The sequence below is a fragment of the Pseudomonas sp. GW821-FHT02A11 genome (genome assembly GCF_059421985.1).
Map to the genome: position 1 here is coordinate 218,355 of NZ_JBWKWB010000007.1, position 18,777 is coordinate 237,131.

Sequence of the window (18,777 nt, forward strand, 5' to 3'; positions counted from 1 at the left end):
AGGCTTTCGTCTGCCCTGTGGGACCGTATAGCATTTTGCCCGGTGAAAATCGGGTACTGGCCTGAGTTGCACTGGCCCGGCTTTGCCTAGACTGAGGGCACTTCTTCGCGCACCCGCTTGGCCTCCGACACACTGACATCGCGAGGCAGTGCGATGCCATTTTTCGCAGCGAGGATTTCGGCCATGACGCTGACCGCGATCTCGGCGGGCGTCTTGCTGCCGATGTAGATGCCGATCGGGCCGTGCAGGCGCTTGAGTGAGTTTTCGGTCTCGCCGAAGTGTTCGATCAGACGCTCGCGACGCTGTTGGCTGTTGCGTCGCGAGCCGATGGCGCCGATGTAGAACGCAGGGCCCTGCAACGCTTCCAGCAATGCCAGGTCGTCGAGCTTGGGATCATGGCTCAGGGCAACGATGCAGGTGCGTAAATCGACCGCGAAATCCCGGACTACGTCATCGGGCATACCCACCATCAGCTCGACCCCTTTGACTGACCAGGTTTCCACATACTCGGGGCGCGGATCGCAGACCGCGACCTTGAAACCGTTGAACAGCGCCATGGTCGCCAGGTATTCGGCCAAGGCGCCTGCGCCGATCATCAGCAGGCGATAACCAGGGCCGAGGGTGTTGAGCATCACCTCGCCGTCGAAGCTGAACTGCTCGGGGGTGGCGCTGGGCTCGAGGGTCACCTCGTTAGCCGCAAGCTTCAGACGACGACGCACCAGGCGGCCGGCATCGAGCTGGGTCAACAGTTCGTCCAGCGACTGCCACGATGGGTTGAATTCGAAGATCAGCTCCAGCGTCCCGCCACAGGGCAGTCCAAAGCGATGGGCCTCGTCGGCGCTGACGCCATACCGCACCACCTCAGGCGCGCCCAGGGTAAGGCCCGAGCCGCCGTAAGCGGTGGTGTAGCGATGGATCAGGTCGTCCTCGATACAGCCGCCGGATACGCTGCCCACCACCCGCCCGTCGTTACGCAGCGCCATCATCGACCCCACCGGGCGCGGCGAGGAGCCCCAGGTCCGCGCCACGGTCGCCAGCAGCACCGACTCGCCAGCGGCGAGCCAGTCGCGGGCGGTGCGCAGCACCAACAGGTCAATGCTTTCCATGGGGCGTCTCCTTAGCGCATCTGCAAGATGATCGGGCTACTGCTGGCCGGGTCAGTGTGTTCACGTAACTGGCTGACTGCCGCAGCGTCCACCGGTTCACTTTGATTGCCCCAGGTACTGCGCACAAAGGTCAGGACCTCAGCGATCTGCTGGTCCGACAACTGCTCACGAAACGCCGGCATGCGGTAGGCATCGGGCACGCCTGCCGCGACGACACGCTGCGAACCGTTGAGGGTGATGTTGATCGCTGAGGCGTTTTCCTTGGCCAGCGCGGACGTCGCCCCCGCCAATGGCGGCATCCACTGCGACTGCCCCTTGCCATCGGCCCCGTGACACGACGCGCAGCGGGTCACGTACGTGTGAGCGCCGGGGCTGTCCAGACGATCCGCAGCCGACACCGCCTGATACTGCCAGGGCGTGCCGTCCCGCTGGCTGTCACCGGGCAGTGACTTCAGGTAGCGGGCAATGGCGGCCAGATCGTCGTCACTCATGAACTGCGTGGAGTTGTTGAACGCCTCGGTCATCGAGCCGAACACCACTGCATGCTGGTTTCGACCGGTCTTGAGGAACTGAACGATTTCAGGCTCGCTCCAGCGCCCAATGCCGGTGTTGTGGTCGTTGCGCAAGCTTGGCGCGTACCAGCCGTCAAGCAAGGCGCCAGCGAGGAACGGCGTGCCGGACTCGTCCAGCGCCTTCTCGTTGAAGGCCAGCCCACGCGGGGTGTGACAGCTGCCGCAGTGGCCCGGCCCTTGAACGATGTAGGCGCCGCGATTCCACAGCGCATCGTTGCCAGCCTTGGCGGCGTAGGGTGCGGTGTCGGCAAACACGCCGTTCCACAGCGCGATGGGCCAACGCATGTTCAGCGGCCAAGGGATCTCGCTTTTGATATTCGCCTGACGCACCGGGGCGATGCCCTTCATGAAGAAGGCGTACAGCGCGCGTACGTCATCGTCGCTGAGCTTGGCATAGGACGGATACGGCATGGCCGGGTAAAGCCGTCGCCCGCCCGGCGCCACGCCGTGACGCACCGCGCGGTCGAAGTCGGCCAGGCTGTAGCGGCCGATCCCGGTGTCAGGGTCGGGGGTGACGTTGGTGGTGTGAATCGCGCCCAACGGCGTGGCCATTTCCAGGCCGCCTGTAAACGGCGCACCGCCTGGCACGCTGTGACAAGCGACGCAATCGCTGAGCCGGGCGACGTATTCGCCTCGGGCGACCAGCGCCGGGGCCATGTCGGCTGCAGCGGTCTGATCGGTTTCCAGTCGCGAGGCAGGCTCGCGGGTGACATACCAGGCCAGCAGGCCTGCCGCGACCAGGCACGGCAATGCCAGCCAGCCAGCGGTTCTTGCGAATCGGCTGTTGTTCATGAGTGCTCCGGCGCAGGTCAGGTAAAGCTGTGTCGGCTCAAGGGCATGTTGCGAATGCGTTGCCCCGTCAATGCCGCCACCGCGTTGGCCACTGCAGGCGCCACCGCCGGCAACGGCGGTTCGCCGATGCCCCCCATTTTCTCCCCGCTCTCGACCACCCGCACATGCACCCGCGCCATCTTCGATGGCGGCAGAATGGGATACAGATCGTAGTTGCGCGCTCGAGGTTTACCGTCGACGTACACCGCTTCCTCCACCAGCACCTGAGACAAGCCCAACGACACGGCACCATTGACCTGAGCCTCGACAATCGCCGGGTTGACGATGCTGCCCGGATCGATCGCCTGCCAGATGTCATGCACCTTGACCTGCCCCTGCTCGATGGACACCTCGGCGATCACTGCCGTTTGCGTGCCGAACGGCGACGCCATGGCCACGCCGCGAGCACGCTTGCTGCCGTCTTCGGCAGTGAACGGGCCCCGCTTCCAGCCGCCGGAGAGCTCACCGACCGCGTTGAGCAACGTGGTCAGCCGCTTGTTGTCGCGTAACAGATGCAGACGCAGCTCGAACGGGTCCTTGTCACCTTTGTCGGCCAGTTCGTCAAGGAACGACTCGTAGAAGAAGTCATTGAGCGAGTTGCCGACCGAACGCCAGTAGCCCAGCATGACCGGCCCTTTGACGTAGATCTGCGCGATGCGCTTGTTGGGAATTGCATAGGATTTGCCCGACAGCCCCTCAAGGGCCGTGGGGTCGATCTTGTCGCCCTGCTTGCCCGCCAAGGATTCGGTAGGCCCTTCCGTGGCACTGACTGCCTCGATCGCGATGGGCCAGCCATCGTTGTCCAGCGCACCGCGGAAATTGACTGCTGCGCCAGGCCGAAGTACGTCGCGCAGAAACTCTTCTTCGCGGCTCCAGATCAGCTTGACCGGACGCCCGACGGCTTTGGCCAATTCGATGGCCTGCGGAAACGGGCTGGCCGAGCCATAGAGAAAATGGCGCCCGAAAAAACCGCCCAGCAACGGCGAATGCAAAGTGATGCGCGACGGGTCCAACCCTGTGCGTTTGGCGATATCGGCCTGGAACATTTCCGGCGCCTGATTGGGCAGCCAGATTTCCAGCGAGCCGTCAGGGTTGAACCGGGCCAGGGCCGATGGCGGCTCCAACTGAGCGTGGTGCAGGTACTGATTATTGTACGTGGCTTCGATTTTGCTCTTGGCGCTGGCCAGGGTGCCGGCCACGTCACCTTCGTTTTCATCGTCGCGAGCCGGGCCTTTTTCGGCCGCCAGCTTTTTGAAATACGCGTCGCTGGAGAAGTCCGCAGGCATCACCCGCACGGTCGAATCGCCGGCTGCTTCCTGCCAGTCGACCTGAATCGCTTCGACCGCGCGCTTGGCGTTCCACCAGCGCTCGGCCACCACGGCCACAGCGCCAGGCAGACGGTGCACCGAATGCACGCCTTTCATGGCCTTGACCTGCTCTTCATTGCGCAGATTGCCCACGGTCATGCCCAAACGTGGCGCGTGTTGCACCGCGGCGTGGAGCATGCCGTCAACCTTCAGGTCGATGCTGTAGAGTGCCTTGCCGGTGGATTTGTCGTAAGCGTCGAGGCGCTTGACCGGTTTGCCGATCCAACGGAACTGGCTCGGATCGCGCAGCGTGACGCTGGCCGGATCTGGCACGGGGAGGTCCATTGCGCGCTCCGACAGTTCGCCATACGCGATGGAGCGCCCGGAGGCAGCGTGCACGACCTTGCCCGGTTCGGTGGTCAGCTCGCCGACCGGCACCTTGAGCGCTTCGGCTCCGGCCTGCAGCAACATGGCCCGGGCCAGCGCGCCAAGTCGGCGCATGGTCGGATAGCTCATGCGCACTGACATGCTGCCGCCGGTGATGCGCATGCCGTTTTCCATCACGAAATAAGCGTCACCCGGCGGCGCGCATTCGACGACGAAGGTGGCGGGGTCGGCGTCCAGCTCTTCACCGACAATCTGCGCCATGGCCGTGAAGGTGCCCTGCCCGCCTTCGATGAACGGCGACAGCAGGCGCACGGTGTTGTCCGGGCGTATTTCCAGAAACGCAGGCACCTGCGTCCCGCGTTCAGCGGTGGCGGTAGCGGCCTGTACGCGAGTCGAGCCCAGCGGCAGGCCGAAGCCCAGCACCAGCGCCCCCACGGCGGTGCCGGTCAGGAAGCGACGGCGCGACAGATTGATCGGGTCGGTCAAGGGTTGGGCCATCAGGTGCGCGATGGCATCGAAGCGCACGTTCATCAGGCATCCCCCTTCACGGCCTGGCCGGCAAGGTCATGGACAGCCGCATGAATGGCGTTGTAGGTGCCGCAGCGGCACAGGTTGATCATCGCCGCCTCGATCTGCGCATCGCTTGGCTTGGGCGTGTGCTTGAGCAAGGCCGTGGCCGCCATCACCTGCCCGGACTGGCAATAGCCGCACTGGGCGACCTGCAGATCGACCCAGGTCGCGATCACACGCTTGCCCACTTCATCGCTCTCGATGGCCTCGATAGTGGTCACCTCACGGCCCACAACCCCAGCGACCGGCGTGACACAGGAGCGCACCACGTTGCCGTCCACCAGCACCGAACACGCGCCGCACTGCGCCAGCCCACAGCCGTATTTGGTGCCGGTCATGCCCAGATCATCGCGGATCACCCACAGCAGGGGCGTATCAGCGTCGGCATCGACCTGATAGGTCTTCTGATTGATGCGTAATTCCATGGCTCACCCGCTAATCATCGGTTGATGGGCGTTTCTATTTTTTATACGGCGATGTCCAGGCAGCGCCGGTCGACACTGAAGGGAAGTCCAGTCCTCGGCGCAGGCGCCGGATGGCCGTTCACGCCACTGCCCCGCACAAAGACGTTTATCGATGCGCAAGGGTGTCAGGTCTGCAAGGGCGTGGAACGGGAGATGTCTAGTGCACAGACTCTAGACCGCAACGGGGGCATTTCCTATAGACGCCCCCGCATCCCCGGAGGATTAGGCAAGAATTCAAGAGGATTACGCTAAGGCGCGGGGGGATTGAGCTCGGAAATTTCAATCAGGTTCAAGTCCGGGTCGCGCACGTACACCGAACGGATGGGGCCGGTAGCACCGGTGCGCTGCACGGGGCCTTCAATGATTGGCCACGCCTCGCGCTGCAAATGCGCGATCACGGCTTCCAGGCTCACGCTGGCGATCAAGCACAGATCCAGCGCGCCTGGCACCGGCAGATGAGCCTTGGGCTCGAACTCGTGGCCACGAACGTGGACGTTGATCTTCTGGCTGCCGAACTTGAACGCCAGACGGCCGTTGCCGAAGGTTTCCGGCTGCATGCCCATCACACGCACATAAAAATCCTTGCAGGCTTGAAGGTCGATGGTGGTCAGCACCAGATGGTCAAGATGATCGATCATTGCACAGGCTCCAGTGAGGGTCGGGCGTGCTGGCGAGTATGCCTGGCGCCGTTCGAACGTCAACGACGCTTGTGGGTAAGCCCGGCCAACAGAGTCGTGACCGCCACGGCCAACACCACCCCGGCCGCGACGGTGGCGTAGATGCCCCACTGCAAGACCAGCACCTTGAGCGTGAGGTAAAAACCGATCACGCCGATGGCCCCGATCGCGTTGCCCCGCACAATAGCACCCAGCTCGTGGCGACCGCCCTGAACGTGGGAAAACACCGCCAACGGCCAGGCGATCACCGGAATCGGCGCCAGAAAGCCGCTCACCACCGCCCCCAACCATTGCGCACCGGCGGTGATGACCAGCAGCAAGGCGGTGGCGGTCAGCATGCGCATCGGGATGATCCAGCGCGGCACCGGGACATAAACGCCCGAGGTCGTCTCACCTTCCTTGGACGTGAAGCGGACGATAGCCGCGACCAGACACAACGTGATTGCAATGCAGGCCGTGATCGAACCCAGCACATTCATCAGCACCGCCACGCCGACGTAAAACGCCAACGCGGTGAGGCAACCGATCAACGCCGAGACGCGCCGGGTGAGGAGAAAATAAAACAGGTAAGTGGCCTGAATTGCCGCCACACCCGCTAGTGCACTGGGCACCGCCAGCGCAGCAAAATCGGGGCCTTGCTCCAGACTCAGAAACAGCATCACCGACGCAGAGGTGACGGGCAGCCCGGACAGCACCCCGCCGATGTGAGTGCCCCAGCGCTTGGCGGCCAGGGAGATCGAGAGCATGAGCAGCGGCGTGATGAGCAGTTTTAAATAGAAAGCAGTCATGAAAAAACGTCGGATATTGTGAGTCCGCACGTTTTACACGGTTCATCGCATTCCTGCTCGGCCACTGCTCAGCTTTACGGCCGTATCGGGCTCAGAGAATAGGCTTGCCGCCTGTCACCCCGTAGCGGGTGCCCGAGATGTAACTGGCCTCATCGGAAGCCAGCAGCACATAGATCGGCGCCACTTCCACCGGCTGACCAGGCCTGCCCAGCGGCGTTTCTTCGCCGAAGCCTTTGACGTCTTCATCGGTCATCGTCGCGACGATCAGCGGCGTCCAGATCGGCCCCGGCGCGACGCTGTTCACCCGGATGCCGCGCGGCCCGAGCATCTGCGCAAGCCCCGCGCTGAAGTTGGCAATCGCGCCTTTAGTGGTGGCATAGGCCAGCAACGTGGGTTTGGGCGAATCGGAATTCACCGAGCTGGTGTTGATAATCGAACTGCCTGCGGCCATTGACGGCAGCGCCGCCTTGCAGATGCGAAACATCGCCGTGATGTTGATATCGAACGTCCTGACCCACTCCTCGTCGGAAATCTCTTCAAGGCTCTTATGGGTCATCTGAAACGCGGCATTATTGACCAGCACATCTATGCGCCCGTACTGCTTGACCGTGTCGTTGACGATCGCCGAGCAGTGGGCCTTGTCGGCCAGATCCCCCGGCAGCAGCAGGCACTTACGCCCGGCTTCTTCGACCCAACGTGCGGTTTCCTTGGCGTCTTCGTGCTCATCCAGATAAGAGATCGCGACATCGGCGCCCTCCCGCGCGAAGGCAATGGCAACGGCCCGGCCAATGCCGCTGTCAGCACCGGTGATCAGGGCGATCTTGTTGGCCAGACGCCCCGAGCCCTTGTAACTGGACTCGCCGCAATCCGGGTACGGCTCCATCCGGGCCTGATCGCCAGGTACGGATTGCGCTTGAGGCTTGAACGGCGGCTTGGGGTAATCGGTCATGACATTCTCCTTGGTCAGTCCATACGCAAAAATGCGTGCTTATGGGGTGGACTGGGGGTTGGAGCGTGAGTTCGGAGTTTTTGGCGGACGGCATGAAGCAGAGGGATGGATCGCTTCACGGGAACCGACTAATCAACGGTGGGTGGCGCAAAGGCTTGAACCAATTTCTGACCCAAAGGTCAGGATAGTCAATCCCGTTTCTCTCATCCAAGGACGCTGTCATGTACACCTACACCCTGGACTACCTGTTCAACGACCAGCCACGCACTCATCACCTTGAACTCAAGCAGGCTGAACTCCCCGTTCACGATGCCGCGATGCACCTGCTGGAGTTGCATTTTGGAGATGGAGAAAACAGCCTCACCATGCCCAATGCCGATGCGACGCCCGACGAAGTGCTGCAACAGGCCGAGCGGGTGGGCTTGCGCAGAATCAAGGTGACTGCCCGGGCTGGCGATAGTGATCGACCCGCCTGAACAGCGCTCGCTGCCTGCTCTCTTCTGCCCGACACCTTTGTATAGCCGTCACCACGCAACGCTGATGCTAGAGTCACTGCCTATCGACAACCGGCATCGGCCCTGCGGCACGATGCCTTTCAACGGAGAGCAAGCGTATGAACATCGGTTTTCTGGGTCTCGGCAATATGGGTCAGGCGATTGCCATCAACCTGCTCAAGGGCGGTCACACACTGCGAGTCTGGAATCGCTCCCCCCAGGCCATGCAACCGCTGGTCGAGCTGGGTGCCACCGCTGTCGCAGAACCCGCCCAAGCGTTCGCCGCCGATGTGGTGTTCAGCATGCTCGCCGATGACAAGGCGCTGCGCGCGGTGCTGCTGGACTCAGGGCTGCTCAAGCAACTGAAGGCGCCGCTGATTCACGTCAATCTGGCGACCATCGCCGTGACCTTCGCCGACGAACTCGCCGATCTGCATCACGCCCAAGGCATCGACTACATCGCCGCCCCGGTCATGGGCCGCCCGAACGTGGCGACCGCCGCGCAGTTGAACATTCTGGCAGCGGGTCCCGAACAGGCCATCGACACCGTCCAACCCCTGCTCGACCTGATCGGCCGCAAGACCTGGCGTCTGGGTGAAAAAGCCTCGGCGGCCAATGCCATGAAGCTTGCGACCAACTTCCTGCTGGTCGCCGCCGTGGAAGCCATGAGTGAAGCCGCCGTGCTGGTCAGCCGCCACGGGCTCAAATCGGCGGATCTGGTGGACCTGGTGTCGAGCACCATCTTTACAGGCCCCGTGTACTCAGGCTATGGCGCGCTGATTGGAGAGCGCCGTTACGAGCCCGCCGCCTTCAAGGCCGTGCTGGGGCTCAAGGACGTCGACCTGATCCTCGCCGCCGCCAAACAGGTGTCGGTGCAAATGCCCGGCGCCGAGATGATTCGCGCCCACCTGCAAGAAGCCGTCGACCATGGCGAGGGGGAGAAGGATCTGGCGGTACTGGCCGAAGTTCTCGAACGCCACAACCCGGCCTGAGTTTCAGCTCAAGAGGCGTCGTCCGGCTCGCTGTGCACCACCACCAGCAACTGCGCCTGGACATCGCCCAGCGAGCGCAGGCGGTGGGGTTTCTGCGCGTTGAAATGAAGGGCATCACCACGTTCGAGGATCACGGTTTCGCTCATGAAATCCACTTCGACCCGGCCTTCGTGAACGAACAGAAACTCCTCGCCCACATGCTCCTTGAACGTGGTCCCGGCAAATTCGGCTGGCGGGAACACCATGAACGGCAGCAGGTTGCAGTCGCTGACTTGATGGGCCAGCACAGCATAGCTTGAGCTCTGCTCGCTGTTGGTCAGCCATTGGCGCTGACCTTGACGCACCAGACTGAAACGGTCGGCATCGGCCTCGGCGTCGTTGAACAGCTCCTCGACGTTGACGTGCAGCGCCTTGGCCAGCTTCAACGCAGCGGCAATCGACGGCGTGTTCAGGCCGCGCTCGACCTTGGACAGGTAGCTTTTGGTCATCCCGGAGCGCTCGGCCAAGGCTTCGAGCGTGACTCCCATTTTTTTGCGTAAAAGCTTCAAGCGAATCGACATGGATAAAACGTTTCCGTCGGACGGCGATAGTGTGTGTATTGCTTATGACACTTTGTGTCATTAAGATCGTCCAGTGTCATTCAGCCGCGCAGTCAGTTCACGACCCCGCCGCTGGACCCTGCGAACACCAAGCCGAGGACCGCGCCATGGCCACGACCCTGGAACTCTCGAAGGACCATCTGATGACGCGCTCCAATGCGCAGATGGATAGTACGTTAAAAGACAACACCTGGACCCTGCGACAGAAGCTGGCCTTGACCTGCCGCATCCTTTTCGACAACGGCCACGACGCGGGCCTGGCCGGGCAGATCACCGCGCGGGGCGAGCAACCGGGCACCTTCTACACCCAGCAACTGGGCCTGGGCTTCGATGAAATCACCGCCAGCAACCTGCTGCTGGTCAACGAAGACCTCGAGGTGCTCGAAGGCCACGGCATGCCCAATCCGGCCAACCGCTTTCACACCTGGGTCTACCGCGCACGCCCCGACGTGCAATGCATCATCCACACTCACCCGACCCATATCGCCGCCTTATCGATGCTGGAAGTGCCGTTGCACATTTCGCACATGGACCTCACTCCGCTGTTCGACGACTGCGCGTTTCTCAAGGACTGGCCCGGCGTACCGGTGGGCAACGAGGAAGGTGAAATCATCTCCGCCGCCTTGGGCGACAAGCGCGCGATCCTGCTCTCACACCACGGCCAACTGTCTACCGGCAGCACCGTGGAAGAAGCCTGCGTGATCTCGGTGCTGATCGAGCGCGCCGCCAAGCTGCAGTTGCTGGCCATGAGCGCCGGGCAGATCCAGCCGATTCCCGCCCACCTGGGTAACGAAGCCCACGACTGGGTATCGCGCCCCAAACGCCACAGCGCCGCTTTCAACTATTACGTGCGCCGCAGCGTCAAGCAGCACGTCGACTGCCTCGTCTGACCCTTAAGCTCTTTCGCAGAACGTTTGTAGGGCGAGCCTCGGCTGTCGGTTTTTTCGATTGATGATGAGACTCGGGAACGGTTGCTTGAGTGGGAATGCATTGAGGTTTTTTTAGAGTGAGGCAGTGAGTTTGTAGATTGCTGCTTTGGTTCTGCCTGACGGCAGAAGCGTTTCGCCTGCGGCGAGTTACTTGAAAAGACACCAACTAACCAAGTGCCCTGGCTCCTGGCTTGGCCCACTGCGCATCGCCTGCGTTCGGCCTGCACCCAAGTCGCGTGTTGCGGCGTCTGGTCTATCGCGTATGAAGATCAAAAACTGAATCAAGAGCGTGGGATTTGCGCGCTGTTCTGTAGCAGTCCGGCTTGCCGGCGGCAGCGATTTCACGGACGTCACCGCCGGCAAGCCGGACTGCTACAAGGATTTTGTGCATGTCCCGAAATGTGGGTCTGACGCTTTAACTGTAGGAGCAGTCGGAGGTTACGACGGCCGCGAATGGGGACTTTCAGGCACATATGTTTTGTCTGACACACCGCTTTCGTCCGGATGCGGCCCAGACCGTCGTAACCTCCGACTGCTCCTACAGGGGATCGGGGGCAAATCAAAATCAGCGTTCGCTCTTGATCTTCATCCGCGAAATTTCACACCCTTGGTTACTTGGGGTGTTTTTCCAAGTAACTCGCTGGAGGCGAAACAGCTGGCGTTAGCCAGAGCCAACAAGCGCCACCCCAAATAACGGATATACCCCCCAATCTCAACGCCAACACCCAACACCCAAGCAAAAATCACTGCGCCTTCTTCCGATAAGCCATCGAATCATCAATCCGCTTCAAGATATAAGCCCCCGCTGCAATGGCCGGGTAGAGGCTGGTGGCTTGATCAATGCCCAGATCGCACGGGTCTACCATGGCGCTGTAGGTGGGGTCATAAAAGGTCGCAATGGAATACCGCTCGTGCCCCGACTTATTGATCACCCGATGCAGAGTCGAACGGAAGCGGTCGTTTGACCAGCGCGCCAACAGATCCCCCACATTGACCACCAGACTGCCCTCGATCGGCGTCGCATCGATCCAACTGTTGCTCGACAACTCCCTGACCTGCAACCCACCGCTGTTGTCCTGATACAGCAACGTGATGCAGCCGTAATCGGTGTGCGGCGCCACGCCGAACTGATCCGTCTCGGCCATCGGCGGATGTGGCGGGTAATAGACCATCTGCGTGCGCTGCAAACGCTTGGCGTATTTTGGCGCGAAGAATTCAGGCTCGATGCCCAGTCCTACCGCCACTGCTCGCAAGAGATCCGCCCCCGCCAGACCGATCTGCTCGTAATACGCATCCAGCGCCACGCGCAGCTCGGGCATGAAGTCCGGCCACTGGTTCGGCCCGCAAGGCTTCGCCCGCCAGCACGCACGGATCGTCTTCCGGCAGCTCCAGCCCCATGCTGAAGAACTCCTTGAAATCCGGCTTGGTCGCCTCGTACATCAACGCCCCGCCCAACGCATGCCAGCCGCGATGGCGTTTGTTCACCGCCACCTGGCGCTTCACCTCGGCGGGATGGGCAAAAAAGGTTCTCGCCGCCGCCATCGCCGCGTCGATCACCGATTGCGGCACGCCGTGATTGATGATGTAGAAAAAACCGGTCTCGCTGCAGACCTTGCGAATCGCTTCACCCGCGCGAAGCAACGCCGCTTGGTCGCCTTCGCGAACACCGGCCATGTCGATCAGCGGAAGGTTGGCAGTGGCAGTCATGGGGGCTCCTGGGCGGTGAGGGAGGAAAGCTGTATAGACAGGGTCAAGCATTTAGTGTGCCGCACACATTTGCGAAGCCGCACACCGACAATGTGGGAGCTTCTGGAGCTGTGCGACAGTGGCGAAGGGGGCTTGCCTGACACACCGCTTTCGCCACTGTCGCACAGCTCCAGAAGCTCCCACAGGGATCGGCATAGTGAATCGACAATCGGTTTCCCCACGCCCCAGCAGCGGGCACGCCGGGCTCATTCGGTGCAACTTTTGGTGACATCCAGCCCGCCCGGTAGACCCCCGTCCCATTCCGAGCCGCGAGATAACCCATTGCCATGAACTGGCCTGCATCTTGCCTCAGCTGTCTATACAGCTCCTTCAGGGACTCCCATGCGTCGCTATCACACCGGTCACGACTTTTTGCGCGCTCACAGCATTGCCGAACTGGCCCACATGGCCCGACGGCGTTTGCCGCATTTCGCCCGTGAATACCTGGAAGGGGGCGCCGAGGAAGAACTGACCCTGGCGCGCAATCGTCAGGCCTTCGCCGACATCACCCTGCTGCCGCGCACGCTGGTTCCCTGGCAGACAGCGGACACCCGCCGAACCCTGTTCGGGCGCGAGCTGCCGCTGCCGATGGCCATCGGCCCTACCGGCTACAACGGCATGCTGCACCGCGACGCCGACATTCATCTGGCCCGAGCCGCTACCGAGCGTGGCCTGCCGTTTACCTTGAGCACGGTGTCGACCAACTCCCTTGAACAGATCGTCGCGGCCGTGCCGGACGTCAACCTGTGGTTTCAGCTGTACAGCATGAGCGATGCCCATGTGCAGGAAGACCTGCTCGAACGCGCCGAGGCCGTGGGGTGTCGCACGTTGCTGCTGACCTCCGACGCCGTGCTGTTGGGCAATCGTGAATGGGACAAACGCAACTTCGCCCGCCCCCGCCAATTGAGCCTGCGCAACAAGCTCGACGTGCTGCGTCACCCACGCTGGATCAAACAGGCGCTATGGCCCCACGGCATGCCAGGCATGGCCAATCTGGATCGCTACCTGGCCGCCGACCAGCGCAATGCCGCAGGCGCCGCGCACTTCATTGGCGAGAAGATGGAAAAGCACCTGAGCTGGGACTTCCTCGCCCGCTTGCGCGACCGCTGGCCCCATCGCCTGTTGCTCAAGGGCGTGATGCACCCGCAGGACGCTGAGCGATCCATAAAGCTGGGGCTCGATGGCATCGTCGTCACCAACCACGGCGGCCGGCAACTGGACGGCGTACCGGCCTCTCTCGATTGCCTGCCCGCCATCGCAGCCGTGACCAAGGGCAAGCTGAGCGTTCTGCTGGACAGCGGCATCCGTCGTGGCACCGACATTCTCAAGGCCTGCGCGCTGGGCGCCGACGTCGTGCTGCTGGGCCGCGCGACCTTGTATGGCGTGGCGGTGGGGGGTCAGGCCGGTGCCGGTCATGCGCTGGACCTGCTGACCAATGAAATGCGCCTGGCCCTGACCCTGCTCGGTCAACCGGATCTGAATCAATTGCGTGCCAGCGCCAATGCGCACGCCACCCTTACCGTGAGTTGAATTCATGAGCGACCTGCAACACACCCTCCAGCAGTTACGCGAGGCCTTGGGCGAGGCGCAGGTGCTCACCGGCGATGCCATCAACCAGCGTCACTACAGCGACTGGACCCGCCACGCCCCGACCTGCCCGGCCGCCCTGTTGCTGCCCAAGGACACCCGCCAGGTCGCCACGGCCTTGCGCATCTGCAACGACGCAGGCCAGTCGGTAGTGCCCCAGGGTGGCATGACCGGTCTTGCTGGCGGCGCCGTGCCGCGGGCTTCGGACATCGCCCTGTCGCTGGAGCGCTTGCGCGGCATCGAGGAAATCGACGTCGCTGCGGCCACGGTCAGCGTCATGGCTGGCACCACGCTGCAAGCCATTCAGCAGGCCGTCGCCGATGCGGGCTATCTGTTCGCACTGGATCTCGGCGCGCGGGGTTCGTGTCAGATCGGCGGCAACATCGCCACCAATGCCGGGGGTAACGCAGTGATTCGCTACGGCATGACCCGCGATCTGGTGCTGGGCCTGGAAGTGGTGCTGGCCGATGGTCGCGTGCTCAACCTGATGAACAAGATGATCAAGAACAACTGCGGCTATGACCTAAAACAGTGCTTCATCGGCAGCGAAGGCACCCTTGGGGTGATTACCCGCGCGGTGTTGAAGATAGCGCCGCAGCCCGGCCAGACCACCACCCTGCTCTGCGCCCTGCCCGATTACGCCAGCGCTGTCGCTTTTCTACGGCGTCTGCAGCGCAGTACCGGCACCCCTCAGGCCTATGAGCTGATGTGGCAGGACTTCTTCCGCATGGGCGTGTCATGGCTGGAAAACCCGGCGGCGCCGATGCCGGATCATCATCCGCTGTACGTGCTGCTGGAGTCCTCGGCTGCAAGCGAGGTGCTGGAGCAAACGCTGGAAGCGGCCATCGCGGCCGGTGAAGTGGTCGATGCGATTCTCGCCACGTCCCATGCCCAGGCCCGCAGCCTGTGGAAGATCCGCGAGGCCACCGGCGAATTCCCGGTACGACTGGCGCCGCTGAACTTCGACATCAGCCTGCCCATCGGCCAAATCGGTGACTTCGCCGACCTCTGCCGCACGCGTCTGGACCAGCGCTGGCCGGGCAACCGCAGTGTGTATTTCGGCCACATCGGCGACAGCAACCTGCACCTGACCGTCGACCTCAATAGCCTGCCGCAGCCAGCGCCGGTGTTCGACATCGAGGACCTGGTGTATCGCGCGGTGGGCGAGTTGGGCGGCGCGGTGTCGGCCGAGCACGGCATCGGCCTGCTCAAGCGCGAGTTTCTGCACCACTCGGTCAGCGATGAGGCGCTGCAGGCGATGGCCGAACTCAAGCGCACATTCGACCCCAAAGGCATTCTCAATCCGGGGAAAATCCTCGGCTGAAAGCCCATGCCGGTTGTATATACCGGTATGGCACGCTAACTGCACATTCTCTGCTCCAAATGCCAGCACAACGACGACACAACACTGCACCTGATGAATGAGGAGTAACCCATGCAACTCGATTCCTGTTTCGGTGAAAAAACGCTCAGCAAGACCCTCAAGAGCCTGAGCATCGCTGTCGCGCTCGCCCTGTTGCCCATGGCGGCCCATGCCGACCAGTTGGCCGACGTGAAAAAAGCCGGCGAGTTGGTGGTCGGTACGGAAATGCAGTTCGCCCCGTTCGACTTTCTCGAGGCGGGTAAACAGCAAGGCCTGAACGCCGAGCTGTTCGCCGAGCTGGGCAAGGAACTGGGGGTGAAGATCAAGTTCCTCGACCTGCCGTGGCCAAGCGTGCTGCCGGGGCTGGAAGCGAAGAAATTCGACGTGGTAGCCGGTCCGATCATCGTGACCAAGGCGCGTAAAGAGCGGTACCACTTCGTCTCGCCGATCGCCGAAGCCACCGTGGCGCTGATGGTCGGCGCCAAGGACGACAGCATCAACAAGCCTGAGGACATCGCGGGCAAGACCGTCGGCGCCGGTAAAGGCTCGGCGCAGCTCGAAGAGCTGAAAACCTTCGCCGCGACACTGCCTGATAAGGTCACCATTCGCGAATACGTCGACAACAACCAGGCCTACGCCGACCTGGCCGCCAAGCGCATCGTCGCGGTGGCCAACTCGCTGCCGAACATCTCCTTCGTCGCCGCGCAGAAGGCCAATCTGTACAAGGTGGTCCAGCCGCCGTTCGGCAAGAAGTCCTACTTTGCCTACCTGGGCCGCAAGGACGCCGATGCCGACAGCCTGATCGCAGCGCTTGACGCCGCCGTGACCAAGATGCACGACGACGGCCGCCTGGCTGCCCTGCAGAAGAAATGGCTGGGCGCCGAGATGGACGTGCCCAAGGGTGATTTCGAGCCGACCTGGTAAGCCCTGCAACGCACCTATGGGAGCGAATTCATTCGCGAGACGTAGGTACAACCGACAGAAATGTTTCGGATGTACCGGCCCATCGCGAATGAATTCGATCCCACAGGGGATTGGGTCTCCCTTGGAAAACCGGGATACCTCTCGGCCCATCTTCACCGTATCTGAATACATCGTTCGAACTTGCACCGATCCAAAGCTGGAGTCACACCGTGTTCGATTGGCCCTTGCTGCAGCAAAACGCACCGTTACTGCTTGGCGCCCTGTGGGTGACGTTGCAGGTTTCCATCGTCGCGCTGGCGATCGGGTTCGTCATCGGCGTGATCGTCGGTGCGTTGCGTCTGTCGCCGATTCCCCTGCTCCGCCGCCTGGGCGGCGCCTACATCTTCGTGTTCCGCGGGATCCCGCTGCTGGTGCAACTGCTGTTCATCTATTACTTCCTGCCGCGCATCGGCCTGCCCAATGTCTCACCCACCGTCGCGGCGGTCATCGGCCTGTCGCTGGCGGCAGGCGCCTACACCGCCGAGATCCTGCGGGGCGGGTTTCTGGCGATTCCCGGCGGGCAACTGGAGGCCGCAGGATTACTGGGCCTGAGCGCCACCCAGATGCTGGTGCGCATTCGCGTGCCCCAGGCCGTGCGCCTGACCCTGCCGGCGCTGGTCAATGAAATGATCCTGCTGATCAAAGCTTCGTCGCTGGTCTCGGTAGTGGGCCTGGCCGACCTCACCCGCACCGCGCAGAACCTCGCCGCCAGCGACTATATGTTCGTGCAGGATTACCTGATGCTGGCCGGCTTCTATTGCCTGATCAACATCCCGCTGGCGTATGTCGGCGGCGTGCTGGAACGTCGCTTGAAGGAGCAAGGCGCATGATCTTCGACCCGACCATCATCACCGACCACCTGGGCGAGATCGGTTCGGGGTTTCTCGTCACGCTCGGCACCTGGAGCAGCGGCGTGGTGCTCGGCATCGCCTTGGGCATGCTGATCGCCATCGCCCAGGTCTTCGGCAACAGTTTTGTGCGCGCGCCGCTGCGGGTGTTCATCGAAGTGATCCGCAGCACGCCGTTTCTGGTTCAGCTGTTTCTGGTGTATTACGGCGGCCCATCGTTCGGCCTGAGCCTGGACCCCATCCCGGCGGGCATCCTCGGGCTGGGCGTGTACGGCAGCGTGTACTTCGCCGAAATCTTCCGTTCCGGTTTCGAATCGGTTGCCCGTGGTCAGTTGGAGGCCGCGGACTGCCTGGGCATCACCCGCCTGCAATGCATCTGGCGCATTCAGGTGCCGCAGATGCTGGTGATCATCCTCCCGGCGCTGATCAACATGATTACCGTGCTGTGCAAGGAAACCGCCGTGCTGTCGATCATCACCATTCCTGAGCTGACCATGGTGCTGACCGGCATCGGTTCGCAAACCTTCGCCTTCGTCGAGACCCTGCTGATGCTATGCATCGGCTATCTGATCCTGGTGGAACTGTGCTCGCGGCTGGGCATGTTCCTGGAAAGTCGTGTCGGCCGCTTCATGAACAGGCAACCGCGATGAACAGTTTCCAGATTCCCAGCGGCGCCGTGTCCGCCACTACACGCGAGAAACAAGGTGAAAGCATGAAGACTTCGGCAACAGCGCCCAGCGAGCAGCCCACCATTCTGACGCTGAATAAGGTCGGCAAAAGCTTCGGCAACCTGCGCGTGCTCAAGGGCATCGACCTGCAGGTGCGGCGCTCGGAAGTGGTGTGTCTGATCGGCCCGTCCGGTTCGGGCAAGAGCACGTTGCTGCGCAGCATGGCGTTTCTTGAGGAATATGACGAAGGCCAGATCCACATCGAAGGCCAGTTGCTCGGCTGGCAGAACACCGACAAGGGTCATCGCCGCGCGCCGCAATCGCAGATCAATCACGTGCGGCGCAACGTCGGCATGGTCTTCCAGCAGTTCAACCTGTGGCCGCACATGACCGCCATCGGCAACGTCTGCGAAGCGCTGCGTCGAGTGCGCAAGCTGTCTGCTGAAGAAGCCGACAAACGCGGCCTGGCGATGCTGGAAAAGGTCGGTTTGGCGCACAAGGCCAATGCGTATCCGGCGCAGCTGTCCGGCGGTCAGCAGCAGCGCGTAGCGATTGCACGGGCACTGGCGATGGAGCCGCACATCATGCTGTTCGACGAACCGACCTCGGCGCTGGACCCGGAGCTGGTCGGCGAAGTGCTGCAGGTGATGAAGACCCTGGCCAAAGAAGGCATGACCATGGTCGTGGTGACCCACGAAATGGGCTTTGCGGCGCAGGTGGCCGATTCGGTGATCTTTCTCGATCAGGGTGAAGTGGTCGCCCGGGGCACGCCGCAGCAGATTTTCCACAACGCCGAACAGCCGCGTCTGCAGCAGTTTTTGCAGAATTACCTGGACCGCAATGCGTTCTGGCAGGACGCAAAAGCGTAGACACTGCACCTGTAGGAGCGCGCTTGCCCGCGACCGCGGGGTGTGAGTCAACATATGCGTTGCAGACA

General features: G+C 62.3%; 19 protein-coding genes. 9 read left to right on the plus strand and 10 right to left on the minus strand.

Features of this window, described 5'->3' with window-relative positions:
* Positions 1–86 precede the first annotated feature (86 nt).
* The 7 genes from AC07V9_RS13645 to AC07V9_RS13675 form a co-directional block, all read right to left on the minus strand.
* Complete coding sequence (locus AC07V9_RS13645) at positions 87–1,106, minus strand: XdhC family protein (protein ID WP_495016230.1); 1,020 nt, start codon at positions 1,104–1,106, stop codon at positions 87–89.
* Between the two features lie 11 nt (positions 1,107–1,117).
* Entirely contained in the window at positions 1,118–2,470 is a 1,353-nt protein-coding gene (locus AC07V9_RS13650) for a c-type cytochrome (protein WP_495016231.1), read from the minus strand.
* Between the two features lie 17 nt (positions 2,471–2,487).
* Complete coding sequence (locus tag AC07V9_RS13655) at positions 2,488–4,734, minus strand: xanthine dehydrogenase family protein molybdopterin-binding subunit (RefSeq protein ID WP_495016232.1); 2,247 nt, start codon at positions 4,732–4,734, stop codon at positions 2,488–2,490.
* Positions 4,734–5,198 carry a (2Fe-2S)-binding protein gene (locus AC07V9_RS13660; RefSeq protein WP_495016233.1) on the minus strand — a complete coding sequence of 155 codons (465 nt, stop codon included), beginning with the start codon at positions 5,196–5,198 and terminating at the stop codon, positions 4,734–4,736. Before AC07V9_RS13660 ends, AC07V9_RS13655 begins: the two co-directional genes overlap by 1 nt.
* 287 nt (positions 5,199–5,485) lie before the next feature.
* A complete protein-coding gene (locus tag AC07V9_RS13665) occupies positions 5,486–5,875 on the minus strand; it encodes a VOC family protein (RefSeq protein WP_495016234.1) in 390 nt (129 codons plus the stop codon).
* A 59-nt stretch (positions 5,876–5,934) separates the two neighbouring features.
* Positions 5,935–6,702: a hypothetical protein gene (locus AC07V9_RS13670; RefSeq protein ID WP_495016235.1), complete on the minus strand. Its 768-nt coding sequence runs from the start codon at positions 6,700–6,702 to the stop codon at positions 5,935–5,937.
* A 91-nt stretch (positions 6,703–6,793) separates the two neighbouring features.
* Positions 6,794–7,651: an SDR family oxidoreductase gene (locus AC07V9_RS13675; protein WP_495016236.1), complete on the minus strand. Its 858-nt coding sequence runs from the start codon at positions 7,649–7,651 to the stop codon at positions 6,794–6,796.
* A gap of 221 nt (positions 7,652–7,872) precedes the next feature.
* Between AC07V9_RS13675 and AC07V9_RS13680 the strand changes: the two genes are divergently transcribed.
* Together AC07V9_RS13680 and AC07V9_RS13685 are read left to right on the plus strand one after the other, a co-directional pair.
* On the plus strand, positions 7,873–8,127 hold the full coding sequence (locus tag AC07V9_RS13680; protein ID WP_495016237.1) for a hypothetical protein: 255 nt from the start codon (positions 7,873–7,875) through the stop codon (positions 8,125–8,127).
* 95 nt (positions 8,128–8,222) lie between these two features.
* Positions 8,223–9,137, plus strand: a complete 915-nt coding sequence (locus tag AC07V9_RS13685) for an NAD(P)-dependent oxidoreductase (RefSeq protein ID WP_495016263.1) — start codon at positions 8,223–8,225, stop codon at positions 9,135–9,137.
* Between the two features lie 8 nt (positions 9,138–9,145).
* On the opposite strand, the gene AC07V9_RS13690 is transcribed toward AC07V9_RS13685, so the two are convergent.
* Positions 9,146–9,697, minus strand: coding sequence for a helix-turn-helix domain-containing protein (locus AC07V9_RS13690; protein WP_495016238.1), 552 nt, complete (start codon positions 9,695–9,697; stop codon positions 9,146–9,148).
* A 146-nt stretch (positions 9,698–9,843) separates the two neighbouring features.
* On the opposite strand from AC07V9_RS13690, the gene AC07V9_RS13695 reads away from it, so the two are divergent.
* Positions 9,844–10,626, plus strand: a complete 783-nt coding sequence (locus tag AC07V9_RS13695; protein ID WP_495016239.1) for an aldolase — start codon at positions 9,844–9,846, stop codon at positions 10,624–10,626.
* A 782-nt stretch (positions 10,627–11,408) separates the two neighbouring features.
* On the opposite strand, the gene AC07V9_RS13700 is transcribed toward AC07V9_RS13695, so the two are convergent.
* Entirely contained in the window at positions 11,409–11,984 is a 576-nt protein-coding gene (locus AC07V9_RS13700; protein WP_495016240.1) for an isopenicillin N synthase family dioxygenase, read from the minus strand.
* On the minus strand, positions 11,881–12,372 hold the full coding sequence (locus tag AC07V9_RS13705; protein ID WP_495016241.1) for a 2-oxoglutarate and iron-dependent oxygenase domain-containing protein: 492 nt from the start codon (positions 12,370–12,372) through the stop codon (positions 11,881–11,883). The genes AC07V9_RS13700 and AC07V9_RS13705 overlap by 104 nt, the downstream gene beginning before the upstream one ends.
* Positions 12,373–12,753: 381 nt before the next feature.
* Here AC07V9_RS13705 and AC07V9_RS13710 point away from each other — a divergent pair, with 381 nt between their 5' ends.
* The 6 genes from AC07V9_RS13710 (at position 12,754) to AC07V9_RS13735 (ending at position 18,709) form a co-directional block, all read left to right on the plus strand.
* The gene (locus AC07V9_RS13710; RefSeq protein WP_495016242.1) at positions 12,754–13,941 is read left to right on the plus strand and encodes an alpha-hydroxy acid oxidase; all 1,188 of its coding nucleotides are present in this window, start codon (positions 12,754–12,756) and stop codon (positions 13,939–13,941) included.
* A gap of 4 nt (positions 13,942–13,945) precedes the next feature.
* Entirely contained in the window at positions 13,946–15,322 is a 1,377-nt protein-coding gene (locus AC07V9_RS13715) for an FAD-binding oxidoreductase (protein ID WP_495016243.1), read from the plus strand.
* 111 nt (positions 15,323–15,433) lie between these two features.
* The gene (locus AC07V9_RS13720) at positions 15,434–16,285 is read left to right on the plus strand and encodes a transporter substrate-binding domain-containing protein (RefSeq protein ID WP_495016244.1); all 852 of its coding nucleotides are present in this window, start codon (positions 15,434–15,436) and stop codon (positions 16,283–16,285) included.
* A 209-nt stretch (positions 16,286–16,494) separates the two neighbouring features.
* On the plus strand, positions 16,495–17,154 hold the full coding sequence (locus AC07V9_RS13725) for an amino acid ABC transporter permease (RefSeq protein ID WP_495016245.1): 660 nt from the start codon (positions 16,495–16,497) through the stop codon (positions 17,152–17,154).
* Entirely contained in the window at positions 17,151–17,822 is a 672-nt protein-coding gene (locus tag AC07V9_RS13730) for an amino acid ABC transporter permease (protein WP_495016246.1), read from the plus strand. Before AC07V9_RS13725 ends, AC07V9_RS13730 begins: the two co-directional genes overlap by 4 nt.
* A 62-nt stretch (positions 17,823–17,884) precedes the next feature.
* Complete coding sequence (locus AC07V9_RS13735; protein WP_495016247.1) at positions 17,885–18,709, plus strand: amino acid ABC transporter ATP-binding protein; 825 nt, start codon at positions 17,885–17,887, stop codon at positions 18,707–18,709.
* Positions 18,710–18,777: the final 68 nt, after the last annotated feature.